Origin of the sequence: Streptomyces sp. NRRL F-5650, from assembly GCF_000721365.1 — a bacterium.
Taxonomy (GTDB): Bacteria; Actinomycetota; Actinomycetes; order Streptomycetales; family Streptomycetaceae; genus Streptomyces; species Streptomyces ardesiacus.
In genome coordinates this window covers 63249-84487 of sequence record NZ_JOGV01000052.1, presented here as the reverse complement: position 1 = coordinate 84487, position 21239 = coordinate 63249, and the positions used below count along the sequence as shown (strand labels likewise).

General features: G+C 73.4%; 10 protein-coding genes (1 of these 10 only partly in view). 9 read left to right on the top strand and 1 reads right to left on the bottom strand.

Annotation, left to right across the window (positions count from 1 at the left end):
• Positions 1-165: 165 nt before the first annotated feature.
• A complete protein-coding gene (gene eccCa / locus IG88_RS0132740) occupies positions 166-4206 on the bottom strand; it encodes a type VII secretion protein EccCa (protein WP_051852158.1) in 4041 nt (1346 codons plus the stop codon).
• Positions 4207-4667: 461 nt separating this feature from the next.
• Between eccCa and eccD the strand changes: the two genes are divergently transcribed.
• The 9 genes from eccD to IG88_RS0132695 form a co-directional block, all read left to right on the top strand.
• Entirely contained in the window at positions 4668-6074 is a 1407-nt protein-coding gene (gene eccD / locus IG88_RS0132735; protein ID WP_031049173.1) for a type VII secretion integral membrane protein EccD, read from the top strand.
• 144 nt (positions 6075-6218) lie between these two features.
• Complete coding sequence (gene eccB, locus IG88_RS0132730) at positions 6219-7883, top strand: type VII secretion protein EccB (protein ID WP_078861680.1); 1665 nt, start codon at positions 6219-6221, stop codon at positions 7881-7883.
• A 428-nt stretch (positions 7884-8311) separates the two neighbouring features.
• On the top strand, positions 8312-8647 hold the full coding sequence (locus IG88_RS0132725) for a hypothetical protein (RefSeq protein WP_030404273.1): 336 nt from the start codon (positions 8312-8314) through the stop codon (positions 8645-8647).
• 88 nt (positions 8648-8735) lie between these two features.
• Entirely contained in the window at positions 8736-9044 is a 309-nt protein-coding gene (locus tag IG88_RS0132720; protein ID WP_030404274.1) for a WXG100 family type VII secretion target, read from the top strand.
• 142 nt (positions 9045-9186) lie between these two features.
• A complete protein-coding gene (locus IG88_RS0132715) occupies positions 9187-9657 on the top strand; it encodes a type VII secretion system-associated protein (RefSeq protein ID WP_030404275.1) in 471 nt (156 codons plus the stop codon).
• A gap of 66 nt (positions 9658-9723) precedes the next feature.
• Positions 9724-13206, top strand: coding sequence for an AAWKG family protein (locus tag IG88_RS45020; RefSeq protein ID WP_037837206.1), 3483 nt, complete (start codon positions 9724-9726; stop codon positions 13204-13206).
• Positions 13207-13330: 124 nt separating this feature from the next.
• Positions 13331-13786 (top strand): YbaB/EbfC family nucleoid-associated protein, encoded by a 456-nt coding sequence (locus IG88_RS0132705; protein WP_030404277.1) that lies wholly within the window; start codon positions 13331-13333, stop codon positions 13784-13786.
• A gap of 1 nt (position 13787) precedes the next feature.
• The gene (locus IG88_RS0132700) at positions 13788-14177 is read left to right on the top strand and encodes a hypothetical protein (protein WP_030404278.1); all 390 of its coding nucleotides are present in this window, start codon (positions 13788-13790) and stop codon (positions 14175-14177) included.
• Between the two features lie 84 nt (positions 14178-14261).
• Positions 14262-21239 carry the beginning of a lonely Cys domain-containing protein gene (locus IG88_RS0132695; RefSeq protein ID WP_031049166.1) on the top strand. Its footprint extends 22860 nt past the window's final position, so the window shows 6978 of its 29838 coding nt (coding positions 1-6978); it begins with the start codon at positions 14262-14264; the stop codon falls past the right edge of the window.

Below are 21239 nucleotides of genomic sequence, written 5' to 3'. Positions count from 1 at the left end.
GGGCCACGCCGGGGCCGTCCGCGCCCGGCCACCAGTGCCGTTCCGTCGGCCGGCCGGGCGCACGCGTCCGTGGTGTGCGGGTGGGGGAGCGCTTCCGCGCGACACGGGAACGTCCGGGGCGCCCTCTGGACGACCTCCCCGGGCGTTTGCGCGTCGCCGTGTCCCTCAGCCCTCCGGCGCGTCCTCCACCAGCGCCGTCTGGATCAGCCGTGCCTTGCGCCGGGCGACGTGCAGGGCACGGCCGGGCGGGAGGCTGCGCGGCTTGGTGTTGCCGAACAGGTTGCCCTCGGTGGGAGGGCAGGACAGCAGCACCGCCGGGTTGCTGGCCTCGTCGAGGCGGCGCAGCAGCGCGTCGCTCATGGCACGCCCCGCGCCCATCGCGCTGCGGGCGACGACCAGGTGCAGGCCCATCTCGAAGCCGAGGGTCAGGTGCTCGAAGAGCGGCTCGAAGGGGCTCTGGAAGGAGTTGCCGGAGACCATGTCGTAGTCGTCGACGAGGACGAACAGGCGCGGCCCCGTCCACCAGTCGCACCGGCGCATCCGGGACGGGGCGATGTCCGCTCCGGGGACCCGGGTCTTCATCGCGCGGGCCGCGCCCTCGACCGTCTCCTTGAGGTTGTCCAGGGAGATGACGTGCCCGATGCGGTACTCCTCGGGGATCGTGTCCACCAGCGTACGGCGGTAGTCGACCACGATGATCTTCGCTTCGCCGGGCGCGTACCGGGCGGTGATGCCCGCCGTGATCCGGCGCAGCAGATTGGTCTTGCCGCTCTCGGTGTCGCCGATCACGGTCAGGTGCGGTGTGCGGCTGAAGTCGTGCCAGACCGGCTCCAGGGCGTCCTGGTCGATGCCGAGCGCCAACCGCACGCCGCCGCCCTCCGTCGGCTGCGGGGCGGGGAGTTCGGCCACCGGCAGCCGGTGCGGCAACATCCGGATCTGCGGGGCGGACGGACCCGTCCAGTGCCGGGAGATCTCGGAGACCAGGTGGCTGACGCCCTCGCCGAGGTCGTCCACGGAGCCGCTGCCGTCGATGCGGGGCAGACCGGCGAGGAAGTGCATCTTGCTGTCGGGGGTGAGGCCGCGTCCTCCGGTACGGGGCACCGCGCGCGCCTTGCGGGTGTCGACCTCGGAGTCCATCGGGTCGCCCATCCGCAGTTCCAGGCGGGTGGCGGACTGGTCGCGGACCTGGGCGGACAACTCCACCCAGCGGGTCGTGCCGATCAGCAGGTGGACGCCGTAGTTGAGGCCGCGCGCGGCCAGCTCGTTGAACTTCGGCACCAGGTCGTCGTAGTCCTGGCGGACCGTCGACCAGCCGTCGACCACCATGAACACGTCGCCGAAGGGCTCGTCGGGGAACTCCCCGGCGGCCCGGCGGCGCCGGTAGGACTGCATCGAGTCGACGGCGTGGTCCACGAAGAACTGCTCGCGGTGGGCCAGCAGTGTCATCACCTCGGCGACGGCCCGGTGCACCCGCTCCGGGTTGAGCCGCGCGGCCACCCCGCCGACGTGCGGCAGCGAGGCAAGCTGCGACAGACCGCCGCCGCCGAAGTCGAGGCAGTAGAACTGCACCTCCGCCGGGGTGTGGGTGAGCGCGAGGGCGGCGATCAGCGTACGGATCAGGGTGGACTTGCCGCTCTGCGAACCGCCGGCGACGGCGATGTGGCCGCCGGCCCCGGACAGGTCCACGACGTGCGGGTCGCGGCGCTGCTCGAAGGGCTTGTCGACCAGGGCGACCGGCACGCGCAGCTTGCCGGTGCCGGACCAGCCGGCCGCGGTCAGGCCCCGCTCGGGGTCGGCGACGATGCCGGGCAGCAGCGCGTCCAGCGGCACGGGCGTGTCCAGCGGGGGCAGCCACACCTGGTGCGCGGCGGGGCCGGACCCGCGCAGCCGGTCCAGGGCCACGGCCAGCAGCGTCTCCTCCTCGCCGGCCTCCTCGGCGGCCGGCTCCGGCTCCGGCAGCGGCTCCGGGGCCCGCGGTACGACCCAGCCGCTGGTCCACGGCACCACCTGGCTGGCGACCCGGGCCCGGGCCACGGCACCGGTACGGCGGGCGTAGGTGCCCGAGGAATAGGCGGCGCGGAACCGGGTCAGGGACTCGACCCCGGACTTCAGGTAGCCGTTGCCGGGGGCGGCGGGCAACTGGTAGGCGTCCGGCACCCCCAGGACACCGCGGCTCTCCATCGCGGAGAACGTACGCAGGCCGATCCGGTACGACAGGTGGCTCTCCAACTGGTGCATGCGGCCCTCGTCCAGGCGCTGCGAGGCGAGCAGCAGATGGACGCCGAGTGAGCGGCCGAGGCGGCCGATCATCACGAACAGGTCCATGAACTCGCGGTGCGAGGAGAGCAGCTCGCTGAACTCGTCGACCACCACGAACAGGCTGGGCAGCGGTGCCAGTTCGGCGCCGGCCGCGCGGACACGCTCGTACTCCAGCGCGGACGTGTGGTTGCCGGCCGCGCGCAGCAGCTCCTGCCGGCGCATCAGCTCGCCGTGCAGCGCGTCCTGCATGCGCTCCACGAGGGCGGCCTCGTCGGCGAGGTTGGTGATGACGGCGGAGGTGTGCGGGAGCTCCTCCAGACCGAGGAAGGTGGCGCCGCCCTTGAAGTCGACGAGGACGAAGTTGAGGGTTTCGGAGGAGTTGCTCAGCGCCAGGCCCAGGACCAGGGTGCGCAGGAGTTCGCTCTTGCCGGAGCCGGTGGCGCCGATGAGCAGGCCGTGCGGCCCCATGCCGCCCTGCGCGGACTCCTTGATGTCGAGCTCCACCGGACGGCCGTCGACGCCGACGGCCACCGGGACCCGCAGCCGGGCGGAACCGGTCTGCCGGGCGAAGTGGGCCCGTGCGTCGTGCCGGTGGAGGTCGGGTATGCCGAGCAGCGTGGTCAGCTCGATGTCCGTCTCCAGCGGCTGGGCGATGTCGGTGCCGAGGCTGATCCGACGGGCGGTGAGCAGCCGGGCCAGGGACTCGGCGCCCAGCGGGCCGAGCCGGTCGGGGCGGCCCAGCGGCACCGACCGCTCCTTGCGGCTGCGGTCGGTGCGCACCAGGCTGACCGTGTCGGGTCCCACCGTCAGGCGCAGGGTATTGCGGCCCGGACGCCAGCGCAGGGCTCCCGACACGTCCAGGACCAGCGCGTTGCGGTAGCCGTGGCCCGCCCAGCGGTGGCCTTCGGGCACGGTGACACCGTCCAGGACGACGACGGTGAAGGGCTCGTCACGGCCGGGCCTGGCGTCCGGGTCGAAGCCGGGACGCTCGGCGAACTCGCTGCCGAGCAGGTCGTCCAGTTCGGCGAGGTCCGCGGTGATGCGGCGGACCGGTCCGGCGCCGTCCTCCTCGTGAGGGTCCAGGACGTGCGGCAGCCACTTCACCCACTCCCAGTCGGAACGCCGGTCGTCACTGGCGCAGACGGCGAGCCACAGTTCCTCGGGAGCGTGGAAGACGGCGAGTTGCGCGATCACGGCACGCACCAGGGCCGCCAGCGCCTCGTCGGCGGGACCGGTCGGCCTCGGCGTCCCGCTGCCCGCCGTCCCGCCCGTGCCGTCCAGGGCCTGTCCCGGCGCGGGGACCCGGGGGGCGGCGTCCTCCTCGACGGCGTCCTCGGGGCGCAGCAGGATGCGGGCCGAGGAGCGCAGGTAGAGGCCGAGGGGCTGCTCGGGGATGGTCGAGTAGGCGCGGATGAAGCGGCGCAGAGCGTGCGCGCACAGGGGTTCCAGGTCCTCGACCGGCCGGGTCGAGACCGGGTTGAGGGAGAGGGCGAGCTGCTGCTCGCCCACCGCGATGCGGATCTCGCCGAAGTCCTCGTCGGCCGGCCGGCGTTCCCACAGCCGTGAGGTGCGGGCCAGGGACCGCAGCGAGGCGGGGTCGGGATGGCGCCAGGCGAGTGCCCGCTGCTGCTCCACGACGGTCGCCCGGACCCGCTTGCGGATCTGTGCCAGGTAGCGGAGGTAGTCGCGGCGCTCGCCCTTCAGGCGCTGCTTGCGTTCGCCGGAGCGGCGCATCAGCTGGCCCAGCAGCATGGCGGCGGCGGAGAGCGCCATGACACCCAGCGCCAGGTACATGAAGACGCCGTTGCCGCCGCCGGGACGCAGGAACATCAGCATCATCGACATGGACATGAGTGCCATCGGGAGATATGTCCAGATCGTGGAGGTGTCCGGCACGGTCTCGGAAAGGACCGGCGGTTCCTGGAGGGTCAATTGTCCTTCGGGCATCTCCGGCCCGCGCCTGCGGGCGGGACGGCGAAACAGCACCACACTCAAGGACCGAACCTCCGCTATCACTGGACATTGCGCCCCGGTCGCCCATTGGCGTGCCGGGAGACGGACAGGTTGTACCGCGCCGGTTCCGGGCGGCCCGTGGTCCGGTGGGAGTCAGGTGAATATTCCGGGCGGGAAACGGGCGTGTGACATCCGGACCGCGGCCACGCGCATTCCCTTCGCGGTGCGAGGTCCGCGACACGGTCCGACGGGCGCAGGCAGTAGTCTGCATTCACCGAACGCGGCCTGTCCACGCGGGGCGTGCACACCGTTCGGTACACGGCTCACATTTCCGTGACCGTTCCGGTGCCGGGACCCTCTGCCCCGTCCCGCTCGCGTTCCGTATTGTGCTCCCGTCCCCTGCACGTGGAAGTCCTTCTGCCGAAGTCCCCCCACGGATGACGAAAGTTGTGCTGATGACCGACAGCACGGTGGCCGAACTGTGCCGCCTGACCGTACGTGCGCCCCACGTCTGCGTCGACCTGGCCGTCCCCGCCGACGTCCCGGTCACCGACCTGCTGCCCACGCTGCTGCGGTATGTGGGCGAGGAGGCCGAGGAGGCCGGACTCGACCACGCCGGCTGGGTGCTGCAACGGCTGGGCGACGCCCCGCTCGACGAGGAGACCACCCTCGCCCGCGCCGGTCTCGCCGACGGCGAGGTGCTGTACCTGCGCCCGCACACCGAGGCGCTGCCCGAGGCACGCCTCGACGACCTGGTGGACGGCATCTCCGAGACGGTCGGCCGGCGGATGCACACCTGGAGCCCGAAGGCCGCCCGCGGACTGCTCGGCGGTACGGCGGCGGCGACCGTGATCGTCGCCCTGGTGCTGCTGTTCTGGCCCGGGGTGGACGGCTCGGGCCCCCTGCGGGTGGTCTGCGCCGGGGTGGCCGGACTGCTGGCGCTCGCGGGCGCGGGCTCGGCCAGCCGGGCGGTCGGCGACCGGCTCACGGCGACCGTCCTCGGCCTGCTGGTCGCCCCCTGTCTCGCGCTGGCCGGCTGGGTCCTGCCCGGCGGCGACCTCGGCGGCCCGGACACGGCACGGGTGGTGGGCGCGCGGCTGCTCGCGGCGGGCGCCGCCGGCGCGGGCGGCGCGGTGCTGGCCCTCGCGGCGACCGCGGTGGGCGCCCCGGCGCTGTTCGCCACGGCCCTGGTGGCGGTGGTCACCGCCATCACGGGCGCGCTGGTCGGCTACACCGGTCTGGACGCGCCGGCCGCCGTGGCGCTGGTCATGACGGTGCTCGCCCTCGGCGCCGGAGCCGTCGCGCCGTCCGCCTTCAAGCTGGCCGGCATGCGGATGCCCGCACTGCCGTCATCCGCCGGCCAACTGCAGGAGGGCATCGAGCCCTACGCCGGCGACGAGGTCGCCGAACGCACCGAACTGGCCGGACGCTGGGTGACCGCGCTCTTCGCGGCCACCGGCACCGCCGCCGTGGCCGCCCTGGTCGTCCTCGCCCACCACCCGGACCTGCCCGAGGTCCTGACCGCGCTCGTCCTCAGCCTGCTGCTGCTCCTGCACTCCCGTGGCCTGGTCGCCGTCAGCCAGCGGCTGACGCTGGCACTGCCCGGCGTCTGGGGCCTGCTGCTGCTCGCCCGCGCCTGGGCGGTGGACGGCGACACCGACACCCGCCTGGTGGTCTTCGCGGTCCTGCTGGCCGCGGCCTGCGGCCTCGTGATCGCCACCTGGACCGTGCCCGGCCGCCGGATGCTGCCGTACTGGGGCCGCGCGGCGGAGCTGGCGCACACCGTCTTCGCGGTCGCGCTGCTGCCGCTCACCCTCTGGGTGGCCGGCCTCTTCGGCTGGCTGCGCGGACTGTTCGGCTAGGCCGAGTCCCGAACCCCGGCCGGCGCACGGGAGTTCGGCGACCGGACCCGGGGACGCGCGGGAGCGCCCGCGCCCCCGGTACCGGGAAGGGTCCGCCCGCATCCACCCACCTCGGGCCCACGGAAGACGAGACGAGGAGAGGCCGTGCAGTCCAAGCGCGACCAGGTACAGGCCCACAGCTTCATGATGGGCAGGCTCAGTTCGGGTCTGCTGACGGCCTCCCCGGACGCCCCGGAGAGCCCGTTGGGACGCACCACCCGCGGTGTCGTCTTCGGCCTGCTGTTCACCGTCCTGATCGGGGCCGGCACCGTGGTCTACGGGCTGCTGCGGCCAGGCGGGAACGACGCCTGGCGCGACGGACCGCACCTGGTGGTCAACCGCGACACCGGCGCCCGCTACCTGTGGACCGACACCGACGGCGTCCTGCACCCCGTGCGCAACTACACCTCCGCGCGGCTGATCGGCGGATCCGACCTGCCCACCGAGGACGTCGGCACCGCCTCGCTGCGGGACGTGCCCGTCGGCGGCCCGGTGGGCATCCCCGGCGCACCGGACGGCCTGCCCGACGCCGGGCAGCTCGACGGCGGGGCCTGGCACATGTGCGTCACCGGGCCGGACGGCGCCGGTCCCAGCACCTCGGGCGCGCGCACGTCCCCGGCCGTCGAGAGGGCCGGGGCCACGACGCTGGTGGTCGGCGCGCCGGTGGACGCCTCGGCGGTCGCGGGCGACCGCGGGGTGCTGGTGCGCGGGCCGGACAAGACGCAGTACCTGGTGTGGCGGGGCAGCAGGCTGCCGCTGGACGAGAAGTCCGACGCCCGAACCGCGCTCGGCTACGGCTCGGTGGGGGCGGTGCCGGTCTCGGCGGCCTTCCTGGACGCGCTCGCCCCCGGCCCCGAGCTGCGCGCGCCCGAGGTGCCCGGACGCGGTGGCGAGGGCCCGCAGCTCGGCGGCGAGGACACGCGCGTCGGCCAGGTCTTCGAGGTGAGCGTGCCCGGCGGCGCGAGCACGTACCACCTGCTGCGCGAGGAGGGCCTGGTGCCGCTGACCCGGCTCGGCGCCGCCCTGGTGCTGGGTGACCCGGCCACGCAGAAGGACGCCTACCGGGGCGAGTCGCCCCAGGCGCGTACCGTCGGCGCCGACGCGCTGCGTGAGCATCGGGCCGAGGGGGCCGGCCGGGCGGGGACGGCGGGGCTGCCGGACGCGCCCCCGGTCCCGCAGGCCGTGCCGCGGGGCAGCGCGCTGTGCGCCCAGGTGGACGGCGGTGACGGCGGCGCCCGCATCGGCTCGGTGCTGGCCCCGCTGGCCGAACTCGCGCCGGTCGCGGTGTCGGAGGGCACCGCCGACCCCGTGCGCGAGGCGTGCGTGCCGACCGACGCCACCGTCGTACGGCCCGGCCACGGCGCCCTGGTGCGGGCGCTGCACGCGAGTGGCGCGGCCCACGCGGGCACCACCTACCTGGTCGCCGAGAACGGGGTGAAGTACCGTGTGCCCGCCGACGACTCCCTCCGGGCGCTGGGCTACACCACCGACGACATCGACTCGGTGCCCGCGCCGTTGCTCGCGGCACTGCCGACCGGCGCGGACCTCGACCCGGACGCCGCCTCCGGGGCCGCGAAGGTGCGGGTCACGGCGCCCGACTGCGGAACGTCCGCGCAGCGGGGCGGGACGGACCCGGGGGAGAAGGCCGAGGCTGCGGGCTTCGTCCCGGGAAACCCCTCGGGCACATTGAGCACGTCGGGGCACAGCGGACACCGCGCCCCGAGCCCGACAAGAGGCTCAAAGGGATCTCTGAGGCCGGAAGAGGGGTGAATTCGGGGCGATTTCCGGACCGCCTGGTCGCCTGGTCATTCGACTGACGTGCTTTTCGGTCTTTGTGGTCACGGACGGAGCCCGGATCGGGAATCCACGGCGGCCGTTCCGTGCATTGTCGGTATGCCCCTCATATCCCGGCCGCCGCCCGGCGGCGGCCCGTTTCCGATGACCGTTTGCCGCTTCGGTCCGCCCGAATGGCGCCCGCGTCGGACCCGGCGTCCGTGTGGACGCCCTATAACGGACAGTTCGCTCGGCGCCTCTGTTCATCTGATCGAAACCTTTGGTCAACTACCGTGCACCAGAGGTATTTCGGGCGGCCCCGCGGACGTCGAAAATTCCCGCCCCGCATTGCGCGGAAGAGGGGGTTCTACTTAGCCTCAGCGGGCAACCGTGCGACGTGATCGCTCGAACGAAGGGAGCGCGACATGGCGGACAGTGCCGCAAGGAAAGCGGAATATGCCAAGGGCTTGGGGGGCGTCTCGTCCCTGGAGTCGGCCCGGAGCCAGGTGGAGAGGATCCAGAACAACGTCGCCGAGATCGCCTCGCGTTCCGGCGTGGGCGGTGACGAGGGCCAGGCACTGCTGAAGCTCTTCCGGAGCTGGAACGCGGAGGCCCAGACGGTCGTCGTCCAGATCAGCAAGATGATCGACGCCCTCCAGGAGAACGTCACCTCCGCCAACCGCCTGGCGCAGGAGAACCAGGACCTCACGGAGGTCCTCAACAGCAAGACCAGTCAGGGCGTCTTCCAGGCGCTGCTCTGACGCGTCCGGCGCGGTGCGGCACCCCACTGACGCCGCACTGTTCGTGTTTGCCGGACGGGAGGCGTCCGGTCACCAGAGAGGAGACGTCATGGCCGACGGCATCATCGACGTGCAGTACCCCGTGGTCCGCAAGGCCGTCGAGGAGTTGACGGACCAGACCCAGCAGATCATCAACACCCTCAACAACCTGGAGGACGAGCTGAAGCCGCTCGTCGCGTCCTGGGAGGGTGCGGACCAGGAGATGTACCGCCGCGTGCAGATGGAGTGGGACCAGGCCACCAAGAACATGGCCACCCTGCTCCACGACAACGGCACGCTGATCCAGTCCATTCACGACAACCACTCCCGTGACGAGCGCCGCAGCGCCGACAACTGGGGCAACGTGCGGGCGCGTTAAGAGCTGCCCGCCTCGCCCCGCTTCCGTCCGGAACGCGCCGCGGCGGGCGACGCGCCGCCGGCGGTCACACGGCGGCGCGTGCCCGCCGTCGCGCGCTCCGCGCGTCCCACCCGTCAGGCACCGAGCGGCAGGAGAGCTTCCGATGGCCGACAACCCCACAGACATCAAGCACTTCGACCTGTCCGCGATGGAGAACTTCCGCGACTACGAGGTGGACCGGGCGTACAAGGACGCCAAGAGGCACCGCCAGGGCGGTGGGGAGGGCGACCCCCGCACGCTCGGCGACCTCGTCGACGGTCACACCACCGAGGACAACCTCGACCAGAGCCAGCAGTTGCTGCGCATCGGCAAGATGGCCAGTGACGGGCGGATCTCGGGGCCCAAGCTGCTCGAAGGTGTCCGGGAGGCCGCCACGGCCCTCGACAAGCTCCTCGGCGACCAGATCGACCTGTACAAGGAGCTGCAGGACGCGCTCACCGACACCATCGAGGGGGCGCGCAAGACCCAGGCCAAGAACCTGGACGCGATCGACGCCCAGACGCTGCTCCAGCACTTCGACGAGGTCGACACCCTCACCGCCGGCGGCGACGGCGCGGGTGACTCCGACTCCTAGTGAATCCCCTGCGGCGCGACAGGCCCGTCGTGTGCCGCACCACAACCCGACCAGAGAGGGTGCCCGGTGGTCGACCGTTACGACGCGGACTCCGTAAAGAACGTCAACAAGTACGAGGGTGCCACGGACGCGTCGTCCGACGTCTGGGCGGGCCTGGTCACGCACATCACCGGCTACCCGGTGCCGGACCGCAGCACCGTCTTCGACACCCTCCGCTCCGACCACGGCGGCAAGCTGTTCCGCATGGACATCAGGGACCGCAGCCTCGGCTCGTTCGTCAAGGACGCGTCCGGCTTCTTGCGCAACACCGGCGAGGACTACGACATCTGGTTCTTCGACGGCGGCAAGAAGACCCAGATCAAGCAGGCCCGGATCGTCTTCGAGGGCCGGGTGAGGGTGGGCGACGAGACGATCTTCGCCGAGCCCGGGACGGACGACGTCGCCAACGCCTCCGTGCGCGAGGGCAACGAGTTCAAGGACTACAACAAGGACCAGATGAGCACGGTCGCCCTCGCCCGCTACATGAACGGGCCGCGGACGGCGCTCCTCGAACTGCTCGGCGGCAACACGGCGGACGCCCGCTTCAGCAACCTCGGCGTGGCGGAGGACGCCTCGGTCGACCTCAACTCCTTCAACACCACCGGTCGGGCCTTCGACTTCGCGGCCCAGTTCTTCCGGGACCAGGGGCCCAAGATCAAGGAGTGGGAGGACGCCCTCGGCCGGGAGGACGCGACCTGGAAGGGCGAGGCCGCGGAGGTCTTCCGCAGCCTGCTGACGAAGATCCGCGAGAACTACGACGCGTACATCGAGACGTTCGACGAGAAGCCCAGCACGGGCGAGGGCGACGGAACCGGGAAGACGGTGTACTCGCGCGCCCTCTCCCAGGCCCGCTCGGCACTGGAGGACGCGGCCGGCAAGCTGCTGGACGCCTGGATCACCTGGGCCAACTCGGACTACTACGACCCGCACCAGGTGCTGCGGTACGTCCTGGACGACCTGGCCCAGTGGGTGGACACCAACAACGTCGACAACACGGACATCAAGACGACCTACTCGGCGTACTCCTCGACCACCTACCACGACCCGCGCGAGAACTTCACCCAGAACCACCCCGAGTACGGCGACCTCACCGACATCGCCAACTGGGCGAAGGTCGGCGACAAGGCCGTGCAGATCTGGAGCCGCGGCGTCGACGAGTACCTCGTCAAGCCCGCCCGGACCGTGCAGTCCACGCTGAACAACACCTTCCTGGACCTGGGCAGCGACTTCACCGAGAACCTCCCCGAGCCGAAGTCGACCAGCACGGCCTCGCAGGAGTACGAGAAGCGCAAGGCCGAGGAGGCCCAGGAGGAGATCAAGGCTCAGGACGAGCTGCGGGAGGAGCAGAACCGGCAGCGTGAGGAGGACCGCAAGGCTCAGGACGAGCTGCGGGAGGAGCAGAACCGGCAGCGCGAGGAGGACCGGAAGTACCAGGACGAACTCCGTGCCGAGCAGGAGAAGCAGGCCGACGAGGCCAAGGAGCAGTTGCGGACGCTGAACGACCCGTCGACCACGGACCTCGGCGGCCTCGCCGACCTGCTGAACCGCGACCTCCCGGTCACCGAGAGCCTCGGCGACATGAGCGGTCTCAACGGCGGCTCCGGAGACACGGACAGCGCGCTCACCGACAACCTCGGCACCCTCGGCGGGGTGAACGGCGGCCCCGGCGGCGGCCCGGTCATCGACGACCTCGGCACCCTCGGCGACGCCGACAAGGCGGTCGGCCAGAGCCTCGCGGGCCTCGGTGGCCCGGGCGGCGACCAGCCCGCGGCCGTTCCCCCGACGGCGAACCTGGGCAGTCTCGGCGGCCTCAACTCCGGCGGCGGTTCACGGCTGCCGAACGAGCGCACCGCCGGCCTAGTCGACGGCCACCCCGTCGCGCGGTTCCCGGACGGCAGCAGCACCAGCTTCGATCCCGACACCGGCCTGCTGACCACCACCGGCCCCGACGGCGCGACCACCACAACGGACCTGGGCAACGGCCTGCGGGTGACCAACCCGGACGGCTCGGTCACCTCCCTCACCGACGACGGCAAGCTCGCCACGACCTTCCCGGACGGGCGGACGACCACCACGGATCTGGGGAGCCTCGGGGGGTTGAACGCCGGTTCCGGTGGCGGGGTGTTGGACATGCCGACGGGTGGCAGTACGCAGGTGTCGGGGGGTGATGTGGCGAGTCGGTTCCCGGACGGGAGCAGTACGCGTTTCGATCCGGACTCGGGGGTGTTGACGACGACGGGGCCCGACGGTGCGACGACGACCATGGGTGATGACGGGAGTCTGACGACGAGGTTCCCGGACGGTACGACGCAGAGCATCGACCCGTCGACGGGTCAGGCGGTCACGACTCGTCCGGACGGTTCGACGACCACCACGGACCTGGGGAGCCTCGGAGGGCTCAACGGCCAGAGCGGGCAGGGCGGCCTCGGTTCCCTTGGCGATCTGCCGACCCAGTCGAACGGCGACCTGAACGGCCCCGGCGACCTCGATCTGGGCAGCCTCGACGGCCTCAACTCCGGTGGCTCCGGGCTCCGGACACCGACGGGCGGTGACACCTCGCTGGCCGGGGACGACCTGCTCACCCGGTTCCCGGACGGCACCCGGGCGACGTTCGACACCCAGACCGGCATGCTGACCGCCACCCACCCGGACGGGTCCGTCACCACCACCGACCTCACCCACGGCGCGCGGGTGACCAACCCCGACGGCTCCGTCACCTCCCTCGACAACGGTCGGCTGACCACCGACTTCCCGGACGGCAGCACCCAGGTCGTCGACCCGGAGACAGGCATCGCCACCGTCACCGACGCGCAGGGCAACACGGAGACGGTGAACCTGCACGACCTCAACACGGGCAACGGTCCGGCCTCCTCCGACGGCACCGGTCTCCTCGACGCACTCGGTTCGCTCGACGGTCTCGGTTCGCTCGACGGGCTCGGGGGCAGCGGCGGCGGGGGCGGCGGCACCAGCACCGAGACGCTCTCCGCCGACGACCTCGGTTTGAACAATGGTGGTTCACTCACCTCCGCCACCGGCGGGGGACTCACCGCCGGTGCCTCCGTCGGCTCCGACGGCCTGCTCACCGGCACCGCGGCCCCGCTGTCCGACGGGGCCACCGCGGCCGGAGGCACCCCGCTCGCCCCGGCCGCCGGGTCCGGAACGGCCGGCGCCCCGGGCATGCCCGGCACCCCCGGCATGCCGATGGGCGGCATGGGCGGCATGGGAGGCGGCGGAGAGAAGGGCAACGGCGAGCGGGTGCGTGCCGTCCTGGTCGACGCCGCCGAGGAGAGCGAGCGCCGCAACCGCAGGCGGCGCAGCCCCTGGAACCGCCAGGAGGACGGCGACACCTTCCTGGCCCCGGCGTCCCGCGTCGCCACCACCGGCGGCGACTCCCCCGAGCAGGAGCCGGGCCAGGCCCGCGGCGTCACGACCTCCGCCGACTACCTGGAGGAGGACGCGGACGTGTGGGGCACCGAGGACGGCGGCACCCCGGCCGTCATCGGACGGTGACGGCCGGGCGGGTGGCCGCCGCGGACGGTGTGGGGAGACGAACGCCACTCGGTCCCCGGCTGCCGCGACCGGCATCCCACCAGGCAAGATCGACTGTGCAGTCACAGGACATCAGGGAGTGGACGTGACGGAACCACTGGAACAGCGGCTGGAGAAGGCCATGGCCGAGCTCCGGTCCGCCCAGGAGGCGGTCGAGCGCACCGAACGCGAGCTGCGGCAGGCCTCGTTCGCGGTGCTCTCCTCCGACCGTGCCGTCCGCGTCACCGTGGGCGCCCAGGGCACGCTGACCGGCATCGACTTCCTGGAGCACAAGTACCGCGACATGTCCCCCCAGGAGCTGGCCGCCAGCGTCCTGGAGGCGGCGAACGCGGCGCAGCAGAAGATGAACCGGCACGTGATGAAGGCGATGGCGCCCTTCACGGAACCCAGCAGCGAGGTGCCCGAGTTGAAGGGCTTCGAACTGGACTGGGAACGGATCTTCGGCCCCGGGGTGCTGGAGAAGGACGACGAGGACACCGCCCGCGGGGACGGCCGGGCGCCGGGCTGGCGCGACGCGCTCGACGAGGACGGGGAGGACTGACATGGGGCAGCGCTACTACGTCGACCCGGCCCGCATCGAGGCCCTGAGCGGGCAGTTGGAAGAGATCGCCACGCTGGCCAGGAGCATGACCGAGGAGTTCCTCGACGGCCTCGCCCCCACGGTCTCGTGGCCGGGCACGTCGGGCGACTTCGCGGAGAAGGCCAAGCCGCAGGAGCAGAAGGAGCGGCAGGTCACCAAGGACACCATGATGTCCATCCGCGACGCGCTGGTGAGCATCACCGACGCCACGCTCAGCCAGGTCAAGCTCATGGAGGACACCCGGGACCGCAACCTGGAGGACATCGAGCGCAACACCAACCGGATCGAGACCGACGGCTTCGGCCTCGGCGGCTCGGGCGGCGGTGACACGGGCGGGCATGGCCGCCACTGACCCCTCCGCCGCCGCGACCCGCTCCCGCTCCGTGCCGGGAGCGGTCCCGCGGTGCTGTCCGCACGGCCTCACGGGCGGTCGCCGATGAGCATCATGCCCTCGCCCGAGGTCAACGCGATGATCTTCATCCTCACCGGAGAGCGGCTCATCGACGCGGACGAGGACCTCGCCTACGAGAGCCGGGGGCCGTACGCCCGGCTGGGCCGCAAGATCGACCAGATGTCCGCGCTGATCCAGAAGTCGGTCCACGACATCGGCGAGGCGATGCCGGACGACCTGTCGAAGGCGTACGCCGCCGCGATGGGCACCCTCACCGACGACGGCGGCAGGAACTACCTGCGGGAGTTCTCCGAGCAGCTCGACAAGATCGCCGAGGGCCGGCGCAAGACCTCCATGGACATCATGGAGTCCAAGTGGCAGGTGATCGCCGAGGTCATCCGGCTGCTCATCGAGATCGCCATCTACCTGGCGCTGTCGTTCTTCACCGGCGGTGCGTCGGCCAGCCAGATCATGCTGGCCAAGATGCGCAGCCGGTTCTTCATCCTCACCACGCTCAGCCACCTGCTCCAGCGGCTGCACATCGCGCCCTCGCTGACCGAGGCGTTCTCCGAGGCGTTCACCACCTTCGCGGTCCGGCTGGCGATGATGAACTTCGCCCCCGACGGCCGCCGTCCCGACGGCTTCGACTGGAGCCAGATCCTCAAGGACGCCGCGTTCGGCGCCGCGGCCGGCGGCCTGACGAGCCTGTTCGCCGACTTCGCCCGCAGGATCGTCAAGGGCTACGACGGCACCTTCCTGAAGAACGGGCCCGACCTCGACTACAAGGCGCCACCGCCGAGGGTGAAGAACGGCCCCGACCCGGACATCGGCAACCCCACGCCGAACACCAAGCCGGACCCCGACGCCAAGTTCGACACCACCCCGCACGACCGTCCCGATCCGGTCACGGGTGGCCCCGGCGCCGGGTACAACCCGCCGACCGGCTTCCGGGACCTGTTCTCCTTCCGGAACAACTTCCGCAACAACCCCGAGCTGTGGCGGAACAACCTACTCCTGCGCAACAACGCCGACCGGCCGGGCGCGCTCGCCGGGCACTACGGACTCAAGGGCACGGCCGACTTCCTCGCCGCCGGCTCCGGCGAGGCGCTCGGCGAGATCCTCATCAAGGGCGCCTTCGACGGCGACTGGTCCACGAGCTGGTCCACGTTCGTCGGCGCCGGTCTCAGCAGCCAGGTCGAGTCGACACTCACCGGCGGAGCCAAGAACGGCAGCGCCGAACTGCGCAACATCCTCGAAGGGTTCCGGGGCAAGCCGCCCACGGTCTCGGCCGGCGAGACCCGCACTTCCGGCTCCTCCTGGGCACGGGACTCCGACGGGTCCTCGCGGACCGGGGGCGGCACCGACCGTACCGACGGCCCCGCGCCCGCGGACACCGCCGGCGGCACCGGCGCCACCTCCCTCGCGTCCGCCCCCTCCCCGCGGGACGGCGGCGTCGGGGCGCCGCCGCCGTACTCCGCCCAGGAGCCCCCTCCGTACACGTCGCCGGCTCCGCCGCCGTACTCCCCGGGCCCGTTGCCCGTGACGGCCGCGGAGAACGGCCTGTGGCAGCAGGTCCACCACGGCTCCGCCGACGTCCGGGAGCAGGCGCTCCGCGACCTCGCCGCCCTGCGGGGCGCGCAGCCTCCCGGTGCCCGGGAGATCGGCGTCCGTGACGCCCTGCACGGGGACCTCGCGCGGGCCACGGAGATCCGCCTGGTTCCCGCCGGGAACGGCCCCGCCACCGAGATCGACACGGACGGCGTCCGCCGGGCCCTGGAGGGCTTCGGTACGCCGGTGACGGTGACCCCGCCGCCGACCGCCACCGACGGCACGGTGCCGGTGGGGGAGGCGGGCGGCCGGGGTTCGGGAACGGACGCGGGGCCCGGAGCGGGGACGGCCACGGAGACCGCGGCCGTCCCCGGTGCCGGCAGCGGCACGGGCAGGGTCGGCGGCGCCACTCCCGGTGCCGGCAGCGGCAGCGATGTCGGCGGCGATGTCCGTGCGGGTGCGGGTGCGGGTGCGGGTGCGGGGACCGGCGGCACCGGTGCGGGCAGCGGCATCGGTGCGGGTACCGGCAGTGGCAGCCACGCCGACACAGGCGCGCACAGCGACACGGGCAGCGGTACGGGCACCGGTGCCAACACGGGGGCCGGCAGCAGCACGGGCATTGGTGCCGGCGCGAGTGGTCCGGTGGCCGGCGCCGGTACGACTACGACTACGAGTGCGGGTTCCGCGGCCGGAGCCGGAGCCGGCACCAGCGGCAGCACCGGGGCCGGTCCCGGTCGCGGTACGGGCGCCGTCCCCGGTACGGACACCGGTACCGGCCCGAACGCCGGTGCGCATGACGGTGGGGCGAGTGGCGACGACCGTGGTGCCGCGGACTCCGCCGGGGAGGCTCCGGTGCCGGGAGAGGACCCGCGCCCCGCCGACGTACCGGAGGACTCGGGCGCACCCGTCTCCGGGGTCGTGACCTCGACGGACGGCACGTCGGCGAGCCCGGACCCGCTGCTCGGCGACGTCGCCCCCGCGCCGCCGAAGCCCGGGGCGACCGGCTCCGTCGACGCCGCGGGGGACTCCGCACCGCTGACCGTCGTCGTGTCCGACGGGCCCCCGCCGGCCTCGGCGTCGCCCGAGGCGGCCGCGCTCCTCGACCGGGCGGGCGCCGACCGCGCCGTGGTGCTCGGCCCGCCAACGGCGTCCGACGGCACCGGACGCCCGGTGCGGGCCGCCGCCGAGCTGACCCGTGAGACACCCGACGCCCCGGTCCGGGTACGCCCCCTTACCGCTCCTCCCGCCGCCGACGCCCTCGCGCCGGAGACCGGGTTCCCCGGCGCGGACGTACTGCTGCCGCTCGCCGACGCGCTCGGCCCGGCCCCGGACGGCCGGTCCGTCGCCACCGAGAGCACCGCGTCGGTGGACACGGACCCGTCGGTGGACAGGAACTCGTCCGCCGAGCCCCACTCGTCCGTCGGCGCGGACCCGTCCACCCCCGCGGATCCGTCCGCCCTCGCGGATCCGTCCCGGAAGGCGCCGCTGCCGCAGGCCGAATCCCTGTCGCCGTCCGGTGACGGAACTGTCCCGAACGGGGACGCGCGGGCGACCGGCGAACCCACGGTCAAGTTCGACCCCGTCTCGCGGCCGTGGAGCGAGCCCGCCACCGCACTGCACGTGGAGTCGGGTGACGACGGCGGCACCACGTCCGTCGCCTCCGCGCCACCGTCCGCCCAGGTCGTCGTACGTCCCGCGGACGGGGGTGCGAGACCGGTCGGCGAGCCGGTCCTCACCACCCTGGACGGCCGTTCCGTTCCGCTCGACCAGGTGCGGCGCCTGGTGCCGGACACGGCGGCACGGCCCGAACCGGGGCGCGCCGTGCGGACGCTGACCATCTCCCAGGACCCGGCCGACGACGGCACGGCCCGTGAGGCCGGACGCCGGGGGCTGCTCGGACAGGACAGTTTCCGAGGCGTACGCACGGAGTCGGGCCCGGCCCTCCCGAACCCGACCGGTACGACCGGTACGGCCGACACGGACAGCGGGACGACCACCCGCGCGAACACTGGCACGGTGGACGCCGCGCAGTTCGTCCCGCGTGCCGTGTTCACCGGTCCGCCGACCGCGCTCCCCGGCGCCGGCACCGAACAGGGCGCCGACTACTTCGTCGGGCACGGCACTCCCCGAGCCGTCACCCTCGGCACGCACGACGCCTCCCGGCCCACCGTGAAGGTCAGCGGTGTGCAACTCGGTGAGGCGCTCAAGGCGTGGGCGGCCGACGGCGACACGCAACGGCCCTTGGTGCTGTACTCCTGCGAGACCGGGCGCCAGCCGCGGATCGCGGGTCTGCCCGTGGCCCAGCACGTCGCCAACCGCACCGGACGCGCCGTGTACGCGCCGACCAGCGAGGTGGGCACGGCCCGCGACAAGAACGGCGACGTCCGCGCGGTGCTCGTGGAGAACGGGGACGGGCCCGGGCGGTGGCGGCTGTTCACCCCGGAACCCGGCGGCGCCGAGCTGGACCGGCTGGCGCGGGACGCCGGTCTGCACACGGGGCCGGGCCCGGCGGACGTCTTCGCCCGCGTCCGCACGCTCCAGCAGGTCCGCACGTTGCGCGACGCGCTTGGTCCGGACGCCGAACAGCGGCCCAGGAGCCGTGAGTTGCTCGCCGGACTTGCGTACGTGGACGGTCTGCGCTGGCACGGCACGGACGGTGCGCCCCGGTACGGCGACGGCCGCATGACCCCCGACCTGCTCCGCCGCATGGCCACCGACTGGCACGCCGCCGGGGGCGGACCGGCCGGTGGTCGCGGGGACGGCCGTACCGTCGTCGACCCGGCCACCGGGCCGACGCCCGAGCAGTACACCGCCTTCCTGCGGGCGGCGGCGACCGCACGGACCGGCCAGGGCCCCGGCAGGGCACTCGACGACCTGATCCCCCCGCCCCCGCCCTCCCCGCCGCCGACCGCGCTGGTCTCCCAGGACGACGTGCGCGGTCTGGACTACGCCCAGTCGGCGAAGGTCGCCTGGGGGCTGTCGGACGATCCGCTGCCTCTGTCCCAGCTCGGCCTCGGCCCCGAGGACACCGCGGAACTCGTGCGCCGCAGGCCCGACCTGTCGCCCGCGCCGAGCCGGCCGGAGAGCCCCGCCGAGGACCTGACCGCGTTCGGACCGGTCTCCGCGGCCCCCGCCGCCGGACCCGCCGAGGTCATCCGGGCCGGCGGGCGCGCCTTCCACCGCGTCGACGCCCGGCCCGACGGCAACTGCTTCTTCCGGTCGGTCCTCGACAGCGCACGCGCCGCGGCGGTCCCGCCCGCCTGGGCCGCGGGGAGCATCGGCGGGCTGCGCGCGCGGGTGCGGGACCGGGTCGCCCACAGCGAACTGGGGGACATCGCCGACGCCCTCGTGCCGGACCCGGTCCACTCCGTCGTGAACGACCTGCGGCTGCGCGCCCTGGCCGGGGAGACCGACCCGGACGCACAGCGGCGGATCGCCGAGGAGTGGGACCGGATCGCCCGGGAGGTCGTCACCGACGGCGACTCGGGCAGGTGGCGGGAGATCGTCGCCGACAGCGACTACCCCGGGCTCGCCGAGGTGGCGCCCACCCCCGCCGACGCGCGGCGGCTCGGCGGGCGCGGGCTGCTCGCGGCCACCGCCGGACGCGTGGACCTGTGGCCGTCCCCCTTCGCCGACCTGATCCCGGAGGCGCTGGCGCACACGCTCGACCTCGACCTGCGGATCGTGCAGCCGGACACGCGGACACCGGGCGCGCTCACCACGGTCGCGCTGCACCCGGGCGGCACGGGCGCCCCCCTGCACGTGGCGTACAACGGAGCCGATCACTTCGACGCCCTGATCCCCGCACCGGCCCCGAGTACTACCCCGGACCCGAGCCCCGCCACGGGCCTGAGCACCACCCCGGACCCGAGTACCACCCCAGACCCGAGCCCCGCGGCGGACCCGGACCCCGCCCCGGAGGCTTCCGACCCGTACCGGGAATGGCTGCGCGAGATGGCCGGGATCACCGACCCCGACCCCGACCCGGCCGACCCGGGCGACCGGGCGCCGCTGGAGACGCAGTTGGACCGGTACCGTCCGCCCCGGCTGCTGACCGGCACGGACGCCCGGCCGCCCGGGCCGGCGCCGCGCACGGTCACCTTCGACGACGGCAGCAGGCTGCCCGCCGCGCTGATCCGGCCCGGCGCCGACCCCCGCGACACCGACGAGGACGGCACACCCGGGGTCGAACCCACCGGCCTGTTCGCCGGGACCGGCGTCCTCAGCCTGCGCGCGCCCGAACTCGCGGCGCGGCAGATCCTCGACGGGCTGCCGGAGCGGCTGCGCACGCGGTTCGACGAGGCGGAGCTGCTGCGGCTGCTGACCGACCAGCCCACGGCGTTCACCGCCCCGCGCGGCGCACGCCTCGTGGCCCGGGAGAAGTCGGGCGTCGGCCTGGAAATGACGGTGGAGACCGTCCCGTACCACCGCTGGGTGCGCCTGGCCGACGTGGGCGCCGGCACGGTCAAGACGGACACGATGCGGCGCGGACAGGCCGGCACGGGCGGCGGGCGCACCGTGGGCTTCGGACGCCGGATCGCCGGTGCGCTCAGCATGGGGCCGCCGCTGGAGTGGCTCCTGAAGATCGGTGCCTCGCTGGGCTGGGCCCGCCGCACCGACTACTCCCAGGGCACCGCGGCCTACCAGCAGACCGAGCACCGCGCCCACGAGGGCTCCCACCTGCACCTGGACGACGTCCACTACCGGGTACGGGTCCACCGCGTCACCGAGGCGCCGGGCTCCGCCGGCGCGGCCGTCACCGACGGCACGACGGGTACCGGCCCGGGGCCCCGCTGGACACGGCGGCTGGTGCACGCCGCCGAGTTCGGCATGCGGGACGGGCTGAGCTGGCGCCTGCCGGACGACCTGACCGTGCCCTACGAGGGGCCGCGCCGGGCCCCGCGGACGCTCACCTTCCCTGAGGGGGAACACCCCCGGCTGCTCGACTCCACGGGCCTGTACCTGACGGACCCGGCGGAGGACGTGGCGCTGGCCCTCGCCGGCGCGCGGCCAGGCAGCTCCGCCCACCGCGCCCTGGTGTCTTACACCCGGCCCGGGCGGCTGCTCGGCATCTTCGGACGGCTCACCGGCCCGGTCAGCGGGCCCGAACTCACCCGGGGCCGCGGTCAACGCCCGCTGGGACACCTGGTGGTGGAGCGCTCGGTGCCGCACCGGGCCGACCTGGTCACCGAGTCGTCCAAGGTCGAGGTCCGCGACCTGACCCAGATCACGTACTCCAACCAGCGCGGACACGTCCGGGAGACCCGGTTCGGGGTTCAGGTCACCTCCGGTCCGAACCACCAGTTCGCCGGTCCGGTCACCGACGTACGGGTCCAGGGCGGTCCGGCGGTCCGTACGGACTTCGCCGCCGGGCGCGGGCACTACCTGGGCACCGACGCGGCCCGCAAGGTCACCGGCCGGGTCCGCAACCAGCCGATGGCGCTGTACCGGGTCGAGCGCACCCTGATGGTCCGG